Genomic DNA, 14,856 nt, shown 5'->3' with positions numbered 1-14,856 from the left:
ACCTACGCTGAGCCCATGGCTGAGCCGCGGAGTGACAATGCAGAACGAGGCCCGGTCGCCGTCGTCCAGTCCGTCGACCGGGCGCTGAGCGTTCTGGAGATCCTGGCGGCGCAGGGCGAGGCCGGCGTCACGGAGATGGCCGCCGAGCTCGGGGTGCACAAGTCCACGGCCTTCCGGCTGGTCGCAGCGCTGGAGAGCCGGGGGTTCGTCGAACAACTGGCAGATCGGGGCAAGTACCGGCTGGGTTTCGGCATCGTCCGCCTGGCCGGCGCCGCCGCCGCGCAGCTGGACATCGCCCGGGAAGGGCGGCCGGTCTGCGAGATGTTGGCCGCCGACCTCGAGGAGACCGTCAACATCGCCATGCTGGACGGCGACCGAGCGGTGAACGTCAGCCAGGTCCGCGGGCCGGGCGCGCTGAGCACGCACAACTGGGTGGGGCAGGGGACCCCCCTGCACGCCACGTCGAGCGGCAAGGTGCTCCTGGCCCACGCGGCCGACGCCGTCCGCAAGGAGGTGCTGTCCCGGGACCTGCAGAGCTTCGCCCCTGGCACGCTCACCGATCCCGAGAAGCTGCAACAGCACCTCGACCAGATCGTGGAGCAGGGGTGGGCCTCCACCGTCGAGGAGTTCGAGGTCGGCCTCAACGCCGTCGCCGCGCCCGTCCGGGGGCCCGATGGGGACATCGTCGCCGCGCTCAGCGTCTCCGGTCCGTCGTTCCGCGTGGCCGCCGACGACTTCGAGCGACTCGCTCAGTGCGTGGTGGTCGCCGCCGGTGAGCTCAGCAGGAGGCTGGGCTTCTACGGCCTGGGGAGCTGACCCCGCAGGAGAGCTCTCGGGGTCTGGAGGGCTGACCCGGGCAGGGAGGGGTCGCCGGGAGGCCGGCGTGCGATCGGTGCACACGGTGCGAGGAGACCGCCGGGCAGCGCAACTGTTGCGCGCTGCGCGACTCGCTCAGTAATGTGCAACACATCGGTCGTCGCGAGCGTGCTGACGGAAGACGGCCGTGGTCCTGCGCCGGCGCTGCGCCGTGCGACTTCCGGCGCGTCCCTCCTCCTCGCCCGACGGAACCCCTGAGGTGTCGAATGACCACCACCGACCTCCCCGCGAGCCTCATCCCCACGCTGCCGGGCCAGTACTACACGGATCCGGCCATCTTCTCCCTGGAGCAGTCCCACGTCTTCGAGGACATGTGGTTCTGTGCCGTGCGTTCGGGTGACCTGCCCACGCCCGGCTCCTTCAAGAAGGTCCAGGTGGGCAGGGAAAGCGTGCTCGTGGTCCGCAGCCGGGACGGGCAGCTGCGGGCGTTCCTGAACATCTGCCGGCACCGCGGTGCGCAGATCTGCACGGAGGAGTCCGGCCAGGTGAAGCGGGCCTTCCAGTGCCCGTACCACGCGTGGACCTACGACCTCGAGGGCAAGCTGGTCGCCGCCCCGAACCTGACGAAGATGCCCGACATCGACCGGGTCGGCTACGGGCTGGTGTCGGTGGCGCTGCGCGAGTGGCTGGGTTATGCGTGGCTGTGCCTGGCCAAGGAGCCGCCGTCCTTCGAGGACGACGTCGTGGGTGCGATCGTCGAGCGGCTCGGGTCCGTGGAGGTGATCGACAGCTACCAGCTCGACTCGCTGGCGGTGGGGCGCCGGATCACCTACGACGTGCAGGCGAACTGGAAGCTCATCATCGAGAACTTCATGGAGTGCTACCACTGCGCGACGATCCACCCGGAGCTCACCGAGGTGCTCCCGGAGTTCGCCGACGGCTACGCGGCGCAGTTCTTCGTCGGGCACGGCGCGGAGTTCGGGGACGACGTCAAGGGCTTCACCGTCGACGGCAGCGAGGGCTTCGGCAAGCTTCCGGGTGTCGACGACGAGCAGGACCGTCGCTACTACGCCATCACCGTCCGGCCGACCGTCTTCGTCAACCTGGTGCCGGATCACGTCATCTTCCACCGCATGTACCCGATCTCGGCCGACCGGACGATCGTGGAGTGCGACTGGCTCTACTCGCACGAGGTGGTCGAGTCGGGCAAGGACGTGGCGCGGTCGGTGGAGCTGTTCCACCGGGTCAACGAGCAGGACTTCGCCGCCTGCGAGCGGACCCAGCCCGCCATGTCCTCCCGGGCCTACGCCAACGGCGGCGTGCTGGTGCCCTCCGAGCACCACATCGGGGCCTTCCACGAGTGGCTGATGCAGCGCATCTCGCGCTGAGCCGGCACGACGCTGCGGGGCCGGGGGGACGCCTCCTGGCCCCGCAGCACGTCTCGGTGGCCCCGGCGCCCGTCCGCGGCGGCGAACGGCAGCTGGACGTGCGGCCGGGCAGACCGGTCGGTGGACGTCGTCAGCTCGAGTCGTCGTCGGTCAGGCGAGCCAGCCACGCCTGCCGCCACGCCTCCGTCCGGGCCACCTCGTTGAACGTGAACAGATGGAAGCCCTGCAGGCCGTTGTCCCGCGCCCCGAGTGCGGGTGCTAGCTGTTCGACCAGTCGGTCCGGTCGGTAGCCGTGGGGCAGGAAGAAGCGCCGGAGCACGCTGTGCTGCTTCGACAGGAAGCGCGCCGACTGCCCGAGCCCGAGGCCGGCGGAGATGCGCACCAGCTTCTGGCGCGTGACGGCACCGGGAAGCCCGATCCGGATCGGCAGCTCGACCCCCCGCAACTTGACCTGCCGCGCCCAGGCGGTGGTCGTCGCGGCGGAGAAGCACATCTGGGTGATGACCTGGGTGGCGTACGGCGCCTTCCGCTCCAGGGCGCGTTCGATCAACTCCCCGCTGATCGAACCGTGGCCCTCGGGATGGCCGCCGATCCCTACCCGCCGGAAGTGGTGGCCGCCGGCCTCGAGACCGTCGAGCAGGGAGAGCGCGTCGGGGAACACCCCCGCGGGCTCGGCGGCGTCGCCTCCGATGACGAACACGCTGTCCACGCCGGCGTCCCGGAGGCGAGCCACGATGTCGGACAGCTGCGACTGGTCCCGGACCAGTCTCGCGGCCAGGTGCGGCGTCGCGTCGAACCCGTGCCCCGACAGCCGGGCGGCCAGCTCGATGGTCGGCGTCAGCCCCTTGGCCTCGGTCGTCGTGATCGTCACGGGCACGTCGTGCGGGACGTGCCCGACGACCGTCTCCTCCGCGTGCCGGAGCGGCAGGACCTCGTAGCTGGCCCCCCGCAGCGCCGCTTCGATCGCGGCAGCCCACGGTCTCCTCCGCGGGGGCCGACGGGCGGCCGAGCCCGGAGGCCTCGGTCCCGGCGGAGCGGTCACCCGCCGGCCGTCGACGACCTGGTGGAAGCGAGGGGTCACTTGTCCAGCACCACGACCGAGCGCAGCACCTCGCCCCGGCGCAGGTTGTCGAAGGCCTCTTCCACGTCGTCCAGCCCGACGGCCTCGCTGACGAACTCGTCCAGCGGGAATCGGCCCTGGAGGTACAGGTCGATCAGCAGCGGGAAGTCGCGGCTGGGCAGGCAGCCGCCGTACCAGGAGGGCTTGATGGCACCGCCGCGGCCGAAGACGTCGATCGCCGGCAGCTCGATCCGCATGTCGGGGGTCGGCACGCCGACCATGACCAGCCGGCCGGCCAGGTCGCGGGCGTAGAAGGCCTGGTCGAACACCTGCGGGTGGCCGACCGCGTCGATCGCCACGTCCACGCCGAAGCCGCCGGTGAGGGCCTTGATCGCCGCCACCGGGTCCGTCTCGCGTGAGTTGACCGTGTGGGTGGCGCCGAACCTCCGGGCCCACTCGAGCTTCCGGTCCTCCACGTCGACGGCGACGATCGTCGTCGCACCGGCCAGCTTCGCACCGGCGATGGCCGCGTCCCCCACACCGCCGCAGCCGAACACCGCCACCGACTCCCCGCGACGCACGGCGCCGGTGTTCATCGCCGCTCCCGCGCCGGCCATCACCCCGCAGCCGAGCAGCCCCGCGGCAGTGGCCGGGGCCTCGGGGTCGATCTTGGTGCACTGCCCGGAGTGGACCAACGTCTTCTCCACGAACGCGCCGATGCCCAGAGCGGGGGAGAGCACGGTGCCGTCGGTCAGCGTCATCTTCTGCGCGGCGTTGTGCGTGTCGAAGCAGTACTGCGGTTCGCCCCGCAGGCAGGCGCGGCAGCGACCGCAGACCGCCCGCCAGTTGAGGACGACGTAGTCACCCACGGCCACGTTCGTGACGCCGTCACCGATCGCGGAGACGAGCCCGGCCGCCTCGTGCCCCAGCAGGAACGGGAAGTCGTCGCTGATGCCGCCCTCGCGGTAGTGCAGGTCGGTGGCGCAGACGCCGCAGGCCTGCACGTCGACGACGGCCTCACCCGGGCCCGGGTCGGGGACGAGGATCGTCTCGACGGTCACCGGGGCGCCCTTGCTGCGGGCGACGACGCCCTTCACCTCGTAGGCCATGGCAGTGGACGTCCTCTCTGCAGGTGTGGGACCGGACGCCGGCGATCGCTTCCCCAGCACCCCTTGACCCTGTCGAGCGCTGACTCTACGGTGTTAGACGACTGATATACCAGTCCTCGGATCTGATCCATGACAGAAGGGACTGCGGCATGGTCGCCCAGGTCGACGTCGCCCAGGTCGGCGCAGCACCACAGGCCCCGATCGTTCCCGACCGCGTGCTGGACCGGTCCCTGGCCGAGACCGATCCGGAGGTGCACCGCGCGATCTCGGCTGAGCTGGCCCGGCAGCAGGACACGCTGGAGATGATCGCCAGCGAGAACTTCGCTCCGGTGGCCGTGATGCAGGCCCAGGGGTCGGTGCTGACGAACAAGTACGCCGAGGGCTACCCGGGCCGGCGGTACTACGGCGGCTGCGAGCACGTCGACGTCGTGGAGCAGCTGGCCATCGACCGGCTGAAGGCGCTGTTCGGCGCCGAGTACGCCAACGTGCAGCCGCACTCGGGTGCGCAGGCCAACGCCGCGGTGATGTCCGCGCTGCTGGAGCCCGGCGACACGATCCTGGGCCTGGACCTGGCCCACGGGGGGCACCTGACCCACGGGATGAAGCTCAACTTCTCCGGCAAGCTCTACGACGTCGCGGCCTACCACGTGGGCCGTGCGGACCACCGGGTCGACATGGCCGAGGTGGCGGAGCTGGCGCGGGAGCGGCGGCCCAAGCTCATCGTGGCCGGCTGGTCGGCCTACCCCCGCCACCTGGACTTCGCCGAGTTCCGCCGGATCGCCGACGAGGTCGGGGCCCACCTGATGGTGGACATGGCGCACTTCGCCGGGCTCGTGGCCGCCGGGCTGCACCCGTCCCCGGTGCCGTTCGCGCACGTCGTCACCTCGACCACCCACAAGACCCTGGGCGGGCCGCGGGGCGGGGTCATCCTGGCCACGGCCGACCTGGGGAAGAAGCTCAACTCCGCGGTCTTCCCCGGCCAGCAGGGCGGCCCCCTGGAGCACGTGATCGCGGCCAAGGCGGTGGCCTTCAAGCTGGCCGGGGAGCCTGCCTTCCGCGAACGCCAGGAGCGCACCCTCGCCGGCGCCCGGATCCTGGCGGACCGGCTGCTGACCACCGACTCCCGCGAGGCGGGCATCGACGTGGTCAGTGGCGGCACCGACGTGCACCTGGTCCTGGTGGACCTGCGGGAGTCGGCCCTGGACGGCCGGCAGGCCGAGGACCGGCTGCACTCCATCGGGATCACCGTCAACCGCAACGCGGTGCCCTTCGACCCCCGCCCGCCGATGGTCAGCTCCGGCGTCCGGATCGGGACCCCGGCGCTGGCGGCGCGCGGGTTCGGCGTCGACGCCTTCGCCGAGGTGGCCGACGTGATCGCCGCCGCGCTGCGGCCGGCCGTGGACGCCCAGCAGCTCGCCGGGCTCCGGGCCAGGGTCGCCCGTCTCGCCGAGGACCACCCCCTGTACCCCGACCTGACGGAGGTCCGTCGATGAGCCCCCGCACCCCCGGCGCGGACCTGCCGGAGCACCCTGACTTCCTCTGGCGTGACCCGGAGCCGAAGCGCAGCTACGACGTGGTGGTCATCGGTGGCGGCGGCCACGGCCTGGCCACCGCGCACTACCTGGCCAAGGACCACGGGATCACGAACGTCGCCGTCCTGGAGAAGGGGTGGCTGGGCGGCGGCAACATGGCCCGCAACACCACGATCATCCGGTCCAACTACCTGTGGGACGAGAGCTCGGCCATCTACGAGCACGCCCTCCAGCTGTGGGAGGGCCTGGAGGAGGACCTCGGCTACCCGATCCTGTTCAGCCAGCGCGGGGTGCTCAACCTGGCCCACACGCTGCAGGACGTCCGCGACAGCGTGCGGCGGGTCGAGGCCAACAAGCTCAACGGCGTCGACGCGGAGTGGCTGGAGCCGGACGAGGTCCGCAAGGTCTGCCCGATCGTCAACACCTCGACCGACATCCGCTACCCGGTCCTGGGGGCGACGTACCAGCCGCGCGCGGGCATCGCCAAGCACGACTACGTGGCCTGGGGCTTCGCCCGCCGCGCCGACGAGGCCGGGATCGACCTGATCCAGGACTGCGAGGTCACCGGCTTCACCACCGACGGCGACCGGGTGACCGGGGTGCGGACCACCCGCGGCGACATCGCGGCCGGGAAGGTCGCGCTCTGCGCAGCCGGCCACACGTCGGTGCTCACCGACATGCTCGGCATCCGCGTGCCGGTGCAGAGCCACCCGCTGCAGGCCCTGGTCTCCGAGCTGCTCGAGCCGGTGCACCCGACGGTGGTCATGTCCAACGCCGTGCACGTGTACGTCTCCCAGGCGCACAAGGGCGAGCTGGTCATGGGCGCCGGGGTCGACTCCTACAACGGCTACGGGCAGCGCGGCGCCTTCCACGTCATCGAGCGCCAGATGGCCGCCGCCGTCGAGCTCTTCCCGGTGTTCGCCCGCGCTCACCTGCTGCGCACCTGGGGCGGCATCGTCGACACCAGCCCCGATGCCTCGCCGATCGTGGGCCGGACCCCCTACGACAACGTCTACCTCAACTGCGGCTGGGGCACCGGCGGGTTCAAGGCCACTCCCGGCATCGGCTCGGCCCTGGCGCACACCATCGCCCACGACGAGCCGCACCCCCACATCGCGCCCTTCACCCTCGACCGCTTCGTCACCGGCGCGCTCGTCGACGAGCACGGCGCCGCCGCCGTCGCCCACTGACCGGCCCACCGACCGCAGGAGTGCCCCGTGCAGCTCATCGAATGCCCCTGGTGCGGCCCCCGCGAGGAGACCGAGTTCTCCTACGGCGGCCAAGCCCACGTCCCCTACCCGGAGCAACCCGGCGAGCTCTCCGACGAGCAGTGGGCGCACTACGTCTTCTACCGCGACAACCCCAAGGGCCGGTTCGCGGAGCGCTGGAACCACAACACCGGCTGCCGGCGCTGGTTCAACGCGATCCGGGACACCGCCACCTACCGCTTCGAGCGCGTCTACCGCCTCGACGACCCCCAGCCGTCCGCGACCGAGCTCGCGGGACCGCGAAGGAGCACCTCGTGACGAGCACCTTCCGCACCCCCGAGGGCGGCCGCGTCGACCGTTCCACCACCGTGGAGTTCACCTTCGACGGGCAGACCTTCCCCGGGCACCCCGGGGACACCCTCGCCTCGGCGCTGCTGGCCTCCGGACGCCACGCGATCGCCAGCAGCGTGAAGCTGGGGCGCCCCCGCGGCATCGCCGCCGCGTGGGCGGAGGACCCCAGCGGCCTGGTGCAGATCGAGGAGCCGTTCCCGGAGCCGATGCTGCTGGCCAGCACCGTCGAGCTGTACGACGGCCTCGTCGCCCACGGGCTGCCCGGCCAGGGCCGGCTCGCCGACGTGCCGGACTCCGCCCGCTACGACGCGATGCACGTCCACGTCGACGTCCTCGTCGTCGGCGCCGGCCCCGCGGGCCTGGCCGCTGCGCTCACCGCCGCCCGGGCCGGGGCCCGCGTCGCCCTGGTGGACGAGCACTCCGAGGCCGGCGGCTCCCTGCTCTCGGGCACCGACCGGCTCGACGGCGCACCGGCAGCGGGATGGGTGGCCGCCGCCGTCGCGGAGCTCGCCGCCCACCCCGAGGTGCTGCACCTGCAGCGGACGACGGCCTTCGGGCTCTACGACGACGGCTTCGTGCTCGCGCTGCAGCGTCGCACCGACCACCTCGGGGGAGCCGCGCCCCGGCACGAGGCCCGCCAGCGGGTGTGGCGCATCCGCGCCCGCCAGGTCGTCGTCGCGACCGGCGCCCACGAGCGGCCGGTGGTCTTCCCCGACAACGACCGGCCGGGCATCATGCTCGCCGGCGGTGCGCGCACCTTCCTGCACCGCTACGGGGTGCGGGTCGGCAGCGAGGCCGTCGTCTTCACCACCAACGACAGCGCCTACGACGCCGCCCTCGACCTGCACCGCGCCGGAGTGCGGGTGGCGGCCGTGGTCGACGCCCGGCCGGAGGGTTCGCCGCTGCGTGCGGAGGAGTGCCGGGCCGCGGGCATCCCGGTCCGCACCGGGTCCGTGGTCGCGGGCACGTCCGGCGGCGACCGGATCACCGCCGCCCTCGTCGCGCCGCTCGCCGACGGGGAGGTCGGCCGCGCCGACGAGCTGGCCTGCGACGTGCTGCTGGTCAGCGGGGGCTGGAACCCCGCCGTGCACCTGTTCAGCCAGGCCCGTGGCCGGCTGCGCTACGACGAGGTCCTCGGTGCCTTCCTCCCGGGGGAGCGGCTCGACGGCCTGGCCGTCGTCGGCTCGGCGGCCGGCCTGCTCGACCTGGCGGGGTGCCTGGCCGACGGGCGGCGCGGAGCCAGTGCGGCGCTGACCGCCCTGGGGATCGCGCCGGCGGCCGAGGTCCGGCTGCCGACCGCGCCGGAGCCCGTCGTCCCGGCCGCGCCGCTCGTGCTGTGGCGGGTGCCGGACGCCTCCGGGGCCGAGGGCAGCACCTCGTTCGTCGACCTCCAGCGCGACGCCACCGTCGCCGACCTGGCCCGTGCGGCCGGCGCCGGGCTCCGGTCGATGGAGCACGTCAAGCGGTTCACCACGATCGGGACCGCCCACGACCAGGGCAAGACCTCCGGCGTCCTCGCCTCCGGGATCACCGCCGAACTGCTGGGGGTCCCGGTGCAGGACACCGGCACCACCACGTTCCGGCCGCCCTACACGCCGGTCGCCTTCGCCGCGCTGGCCGGCCGCGACCGCGGCCGGCTCTTCGACCCCGAACGGGTCACCGCCCTGCACGACTGGCACGTCGCCGCCGGCGCGGTGTTCGAGGACGTCGGCCAGTGGAAGCGGCCGCGGTACTACCCGCGCGCCGGGGAGGACATGGCGGCCGCGGTGCTGCGGGAGTGCGCCGCGGCCCGCTCCGGCGTGGGCATCCTCGACGGTTCGACCCTGGGGAAGATCGACGTCCAGGGCCCCGACGCCGCGGTGCTGCTGGACCGGATGTACACGAACCTGATCAGCAGCCTCAAGGTCGGCTCGGTGCGGTACGGCGTGATGTGCGGGGTCGACGGCATGGTGATCGACGACGGCACGGTGCTGCGCCTGGCCGAGGACCGCTTCCTCCTCCTCACCACCACCGGCGGCGCCGCGAAGGTACTCGACTGGCTGGAGGAGTGGGTCCAGACCGAGTGGCCGGAGCTGCGGGTGCACCTGGCGTCGGTCACCGAGCAGTGGTCGACCTTCCCGGTCGTCGGCCCCCGCTCGCGGGACGTCGTGGGTGCGGTCTTCCCGGACGTGGACGTCTCCAACGAGGCCTTCCCGTTCATGACCTGGCGGGACACCACCCTCGACGGCGTCCCGGTCCGCCTGGCCCGGATCAGCTTCTCCGGCGAGCTGGCCTTCGAGGTGTACGTCAACGCCTGGTACGCGGTCGCGGTCTGGGAGCGGCTCGTCGAGGCCGGGGCCCCGCAGGGCATCACCCCCTACGGGACCGAGACCATGCACGTGCTCCGCGCCGAGAAGGGCTACCCGATCATCGGGCAGGACACCGACGGCACGGTCACCCCGCACGACCTCGGCATGGCCTGGGCGGTCTCGAAGAAGAAGCCCGACTTCGTCGGCAAGCGGTCCTTCGCCCGCGTCGAGAACCAGAACCCGCTGCGCAAGCAGCTGGTCGGGCTGCTGCCGGTCGACCGGCAGACGGTGCTGCCCGAGGGGTCGCAGGTCGTGGACTTCCTCGCCGACGGCCGGCTGCCGCCCCCGCCGGTGCCGATGCTGGGCCACGTCACCTCCAGCTACCGCAGCGCCGAGCTCGCCCGCCCGTTCGCCCTCGCCCTGGTCAAGGGCGGCCGCGCACGGATCGGCGACACCGTCCACGTCCCCGTCGGCGGGACCCTCGTCCCGGTCGAGGTCACCAGCTCCGTCCTGGTCGACCCGGAAGGAGCCCGCCGTGATGGCTGACCAGCTCGCCCGCACCCACCCGCTCGAGGCATGGCTGCCCGCCTTCGCCGAGCTGACCGGCGCCGTCCGGATCGACGCCGAGCCGTTCGTCTCCATGGCGGTGCTGCGCGCCGCCCGGGCCACCACCGGTGACCTCCGGATCCGGGGGACGGCGCTGCCCACCGCGCCCAACACGTGGGCACCCGCCGGCGACGGGCGGCTGATCTGGCTGGGTCCGGACGAGTGGCTGCTCACCAGCCCCGGCACCGCGCCGGAGGCGCTGGAGGAGGAGCTGCAGACCCTGCTGCGGCCGGTCGGCGGCTCGGCGGCCGACGTCTCCGCGCAGCGCATCTCTCTCCGCCTGGGCGGCCCGCAGGCCCGTCAGGTGCTCGCCAAGGGCTGCTCGATCGACCTGCACCCCCGGGTGTTCACCGCCGGGCAGAGCACGCAGACAGCCCTCGGGCAGGCCGCGGTGGTGCTGCTCGCGCTCGACGAGGACGAGTTCGCCGTCCTCGTCCGCTCCTCCTTCGCCGGCTACCTCGCCTCCTGGCTGCTCGACGCGAGCCTCGAGCACGCCGACCCCGCCCTGACCTCCTGAGAGGAACCCCTCATGTCCAGCACCCCTCGCGTGGTCGTCATCGGAGCCGGCATCGTCGGAGCCAACCTGGCCGACGAGCTGACCCTCCGTGGCTGGGACCGGGTCACCGTGGTCGACCAGGGCCCGCTGCCGCTGACCGGCGGCTCCACCTCGCACGCTCCCGGCCTGGTCTTCCAGACCAACGGGTCGAGGACGATGACGCAGTTCGCCTCGTACACGGTCGAGAAGCTGAAGGGCATCGACGTCGACGGCGCCTGGTGCTTCAACCAGGTCGGCGGCCTGGAGGTGGCCACCACCCCGGAGCGGCTGGCCGAGCTGCACCGGCGGCAGGGCTGGGCCACCTCCTGGGGGGTGCAGAGCGAGGTCGTCGGGCCCGAGGAGTGCGTGCGGCTGCACCCGCTCGTCGACCCCGGCCAGATCCTCGGGGGCCTGTACATCCCCAGTGACGGCCTGGCGAAGGCCTCCCGCGCGGTCGTTGCGCTCGCCCGGCGGGCCGAGGCGCGCGGCGCGGTGTTCCAGGGCGACACCCGGGTCGTGGGCATCGAGCAGTCCGGCGGCCGGGTCACCGGCGTCCGGACCCCGGACGGCGTCCTCCCCGCCGACGTCGTGGTCTCCTGCGCCGGCTTCTGGGGGCAGGAGATCGGGGCCATGGTCGGCATGCGGGTGCCGCTGCTGCCGCTGGCCCACCAGTTCGTCTGGACCGGGCAGGTGCCCGAGCTCGTCGGCCGCAACGACGAGCTGACCGAGGCGGGCATGCCGATCCTGCGCCACCAGGACCGCGACCTCTACTACCGGGAGCGCGGCGACCGCCTGGGCATCGGTTCCTACGCGCACCGGCCGATGCCGGTGGAGCTGTCCGACCTGCCCCAGGGCGACGTCAGCGACGCGTCGATGCCGTCGATGCTGCCCTTCACCGAAGAGGACTTCGCGGAGCCGTGGGAGCACAGTCGCGAGCTGCTGCCCTCGCTCCGCTCGACCAAGGTGGACTCCGGGTTCAACGGCATCTTCTCCTTCACCCCGGACGGCGGCCCGCTGATCGGGGAGTCCTCCGACGTCGCCGGCTTCTGGATCGCCGAGGCCGTCTGGGTCACGCACTCCGCGGGGGTCGCCCGCTCGGTGGCGCAGCTGCTGGTCGACGGGCGCAGCGAGCTGGACCTGCACGGCTGCGACGTGGCCCGGTTCGAGGAGGTGCAGGTCACCGACGCCTACGTGCGTGAGACCTCGCAGCAGAACTTCGTCGAGATCTACGACGTCATCCACCCGTTGCAGCCCAAGGAGTCCCCGCGCGACCTGCGGGTCAGCCCCTTCCACGCTCGCCAGCGGGAACTGGGTGCGGTGTTCCTCGAGGCGGCCGGCTGGGAACGGCCGCACTGGTACGAGGCCAACGCGCACCTGGTGGACGAGCTGCCCCCGGAGTGGGTGCCGCCGGAGCGCGACGCGTGGGCCGGGCAGTTCTGGTCCCCGATCGCGGCCGCCGAGGCATGGAAGACCCGGACGGCCGTGGCGATGTACGACATGACCCCGCTCAAGCGGCTGGAGGTCAGCGGCCCCGGTGCCCTCGCGCTGCTGCAGCGGCTGACCACCGGGGAGATGGACAAATCCGTCGGGTCGGTGACCTACACGCTCGCCCTCGACGAGGCCGGCGGCATCCGCAGCGACCTCACGATCGCCCGGCTGGGCGAGCAGCTGTTCCAGATCGGGGCCAACGGCCCCCTCGACCACGACCACTTCCTGCGTGCGGCGCCGGACGACGGCAGCGTGCAGATCCGGGACATCACCGGCGGTACGTGTTGCATCGGACTGTGGGGCCCGCGGGCCCGCGACCTGGTCCAGCGGCTCAGCTCCGACGACTTCACCAACGAGGGGCTGAAGTACTTCCGCGCCAAGCCGGCCCGGATCGGGGGAGTTCCGGTGACGGCGATGCGGCTGTCCTACGTCGGGGAGCTGGGCTGGGAGCTCTACACCAGCGCCGACAACGGCCAGCGGCTGTGGGACGTGCTGTGGGGCGCCGGCCAGGACCTCGGCGTGGTCGCGGCGGGCCGGTCCGCCTTCGGCAGCCTGCGGCTGGAGAAGGGCTACCGGGCCTGGGGTCACGACATGACGACCGAGCACAACCCCTACGAGGCCGGCGTCGGCTTCGCCGTCCGCAGGAAGAAGGAGGCCGACTTCGTCGGGCGGCAGGCTCTCGCCGAGGTCGGGGACGACACGGTGGAGCGGCGGCTGTCCTGCCTGACCGTCGACGACGGCCGCAGCGTCGTCCTCGGCCACGAACCGGTGTTCGTCGACGGGCGACCGGTCGGCTACGTGACCAGCGCGGCCTTCGGGCACACCGTCGGGCGGCCCATCGCCTACGCCTGGCTGCCTGCCTCGGCCACCGTCGGGACGAGCGTCGAGATCGGGTACTTCGACACCCGCATCCCCGCCACGGTCGCGGCCGAACCGCTCGTCGACCCGGAGATGACCCGGCTCCGCGGCTGAACGTCCCCATCCCGAAGGACGGCCCCCCGAAGGACGGCCCATGCGCACCGACAGCATCGAGACCTTCCTGGCGCAGCTCGCCGCCAGGGTGCCCGCCCCCGGGGGAGGGGCCACCGCCGCACTGCACGCGGCCCAGGCCGCTGCCCTCGTGGCGATGGTCGCCCGGTACAGCGACGCGGCGAGGTTCGCCGACCACGCCGAGGAGATCGGCGTCATCACGGCGACCGCGGACCGGCTGCGCGAGAACGCGCTGAGCCTGGCCGAGGAGGACGCCGCGGCCTTCACCGTGGTCACCCAGGCCTACGGGATGCCGAAGGGCACGCCGGAGCAGACCGCGGCGCGGTCCGAGGCGATCGCGAAGGCACTGGTCGGCGCCGCGCAGGTGCCGGCGATCGTCATCGCCGTCGCCGACCAGGTGCTGAGCCTGGCCGAGCAGCTGCTGCCGATCGGCAACCGCAACGTCATCAGCGACGTCGCCGCGGCCGCCGAGGGAGCGCGGGCCGCCGCGACGACCGCCCGGGTGAACGTGGAGGTCAACCTCGGCGGCATCACGGACCCGGCCACCCGGGGGCAGCTCTCGGCGGTCGTCGAGCGCGTCGGTGACCTCGTCCTCCGCGCGGACGCGGTCACCGCCACGGTCCGGGACGGACTGGTGCGATGACGGCGCGCCTCAGCGGGCGTGAGCTGGCCGCCGGCATCCGGGCCGAGGTCGCCGCTGCGGCCGCGGAGCTGGCCGCCGCGGGCACCCCGCCCCGGCTGGCGGTGCTCGTGGCGACGGCGGACGAGTCCAGCTCCTGGTACGTCCGCTCCATCGCCCGAGCCGCGGCGGAGACCGGCGTCGTGTGCTCCGTCGTCGACCTGGGGGAGTCGGCGACGCCGGACCGGATCCGCGCAGAGCTGGCCGCGCTCAGCCGCGACCCCGCGGTGCACGGGATCATCCTGCAGACCCCGCTGCCGGCCGACGCCGTCTTCGAGGACCTCGCCGCCGCCATCGACCCCGCCAAGGACGTCGACGGGGCCAACCCGCTCAGCCTGGGGCGGTTGGCCGCGGGCCTGCCCGCCTTCGCGCCGGCCACCGCCGCCGCCGTGCTCGCACTCCTGGACCACCACGGGATCCCGCTGTCCGGCGCGCACGCCGTGGTGGTCGGTCGCTCCACCGTCGTCGGCAAGCCCGTGGCGCACCTGCTGCTCCAGCGGGACGCGACCGTGACCGTCTGCCACAGCCGCACGAAGGAGCTGGCCGAGGTCACCGGCTCCGCGGACGTCCTGGTCGTAGCCGTCGGGCGGCCGGGCCTGGTCACCGCCGAGCACGTGGCCGAGGGCGCCGTGGTCATCGACGTCGGCACCAACCCCACGCCCGACGGCGGGCTGGTCGGTGACGTCGACGCCGGGTCGGTCTCCGGGCGGGTCGCGGGACTGACCCCGGTGCCCGGCGGCGTCGGACCGGTCACCACCGCGCTCCTCCTGCACCAGACGATCCAGGCGGCGCGCTCCTAGCTCGTC

The 14,856-nt window shown here is 73.0% G+C and carries 12 protein-coding genes; 10 read left to right on the top strand and 2 right to left on the bottom strand.

From position 1 onward, the window contains the following. Positions 1–15 precede the first annotated feature (15 nt). Positions 16–816 carry an IclR family transcriptional regulator gene (locus O2W16_RS18600; protein WP_269160314.1) on the top strand — a complete coding sequence of 267 codons (801 nt, stop codon included), beginning with the start codon at positions 16–18 and terminating at the stop codon, positions 814–816. Between the two features lie 266 nt (positions 817–1,082). Further along, entirely contained in the window at positions 1,083–2,204 is a 1,122-nt protein-coding gene (locus O2W16_RS18595) for an aromatic ring-hydroxylating oxygenase subunit alpha (RefSeq protein ID WP_269160313.1), read from the top strand. A 130-nt stretch (positions 2,205–2,334) separates the two neighbouring features. On the opposite strand, the gene O2W16_RS18590 is transcribed toward O2W16_RS18595, so the two are convergent. Both O2W16_RS18590 and O2W16_RS18585 read right to left on the bottom strand, forming a co-directional pair. Beyond that, the gene (locus O2W16_RS18590) at positions 2,335–3,075 is read right to left on the bottom strand and encodes a methylenetetrahydrofolate reductase (protein ID WP_269160312.1); all 741 of its coding nucleotides are present in this window, start codon (positions 3,073–3,075) and stop codon (positions 2,335–2,337) included. A gap of 206 nt (positions 3,076–3,281) precedes the next feature. Further along, on the bottom strand, positions 3,282–4,373 hold the full coding sequence (locus tag O2W16_RS18585; protein ID WP_269160311.1) for an S-(hydroxymethyl)mycothiol dehydrogenase: 1,092 nt from the start codon (positions 4,371–4,373) through the stop codon (positions 3,282–3,284). 149 nt (positions 4,374–4,522) lie between these two features. Here O2W16_RS18585 and glyA point away from each other — a divergent pair, with 149 nt between their 5' ends. From glyA to O2W16_RS18545, 8 genes are read left to right on the top strand one after another with little or no spacing between them, the layout of a single operon-like run. Beyond that, complete coding sequence (glyA, locus tag O2W16_RS18580; RefSeq protein WP_269160310.1) at positions 4,523–5,866, top strand: serine hydroxymethyltransferase; 1,344 nt, start codon at positions 4,523–4,525, stop codon at positions 5,864–5,866. Beyond that, positions 5,863–7,095: a sarcosine oxidase subunit beta family protein gene (locus O2W16_RS18575; protein WP_269160309.1), complete on the top strand. Its 1,233-nt coding sequence runs from the start codon at positions 5,863–5,865 to the stop codon at positions 7,093–7,095. The genes glyA and O2W16_RS18575 overlap by 4 nt, the downstream gene beginning before the upstream one ends. Positions 7,096–7,122: 27 nt before the next feature. After that, a complete protein-coding gene (locus O2W16_RS18570) occupies positions 7,123–7,431 on the top strand; it encodes a sarcosine oxidase subunit delta (RefSeq protein ID WP_269160308.1) in 309 nt (102 codons plus the stop codon). Beyond that, positions 7,428–10,298: a 2Fe-2S iron-sulfur cluster-binding protein gene (locus O2W16_RS18565; protein ID WP_269160307.1), complete on the top strand. Its 2,871-nt coding sequence runs from the start codon at positions 7,428–7,430 to the stop codon at positions 10,296–10,298. The genes O2W16_RS18570 and O2W16_RS18565 overlap by 4 nt, the downstream gene beginning before the upstream one ends. Next, entirely contained in the window at positions 10,291–10,875 is a 585-nt protein-coding gene (locus O2W16_RS18560; RefSeq protein WP_269160306.1) for a sarcosine oxidase subunit gamma, read from the top strand. Before O2W16_RS18565 ends, O2W16_RS18560 begins: the two co-directional genes overlap by 8 nt. A 12-nt stretch (positions 10,876–10,887) precedes the next feature. Next, a complete protein-coding gene (locus O2W16_RS18555; RefSeq protein ID WP_269160305.1) occupies positions 10,888–13,353 on the top strand; it encodes a GcvT family protein in 2,466 nt (821 codons plus the stop codon). A 40-nt stretch (positions 13,354–13,393) separates the two neighbouring features. Next, a complete protein-coding gene (locus O2W16_RS18550) occupies positions 13,394–14,014 on the top strand; it encodes a cyclodeaminase/cyclohydrolase family protein (protein ID WP_269160304.1) in 621 nt (206 codons plus the stop codon). Then, complete coding sequence (locus O2W16_RS18545) at positions 14,011–14,850, top strand: bifunctional 5,10-methylenetetrahydrofolate dehydrogenase/5,10-methenyltetrahydrofolate cyclohydrolase (RefSeq protein ID WP_269160303.1); 840 nt, start codon at positions 14,011–14,013, stop codon at positions 14,848–14,850. Before O2W16_RS18550 ends, O2W16_RS18545 begins: the two co-directional genes overlap by 4 nt. Positions 14,851–14,856 lie beyond the last annotated feature (6 nt).

Source organism: Modestobacter sp. VKM Ac-2984 (genome assembly GCF_026967985.1).
Lineage (GTDB): Bacteria > Actinomycetota > Actinomycetes > Mycobacteriales > Geodermatophilaceae > Modestobacter.
Note: the sequence above shows the minus strand (reverse complement) of the source record. Positions and strands in the feature narration are given on the sequence as shown.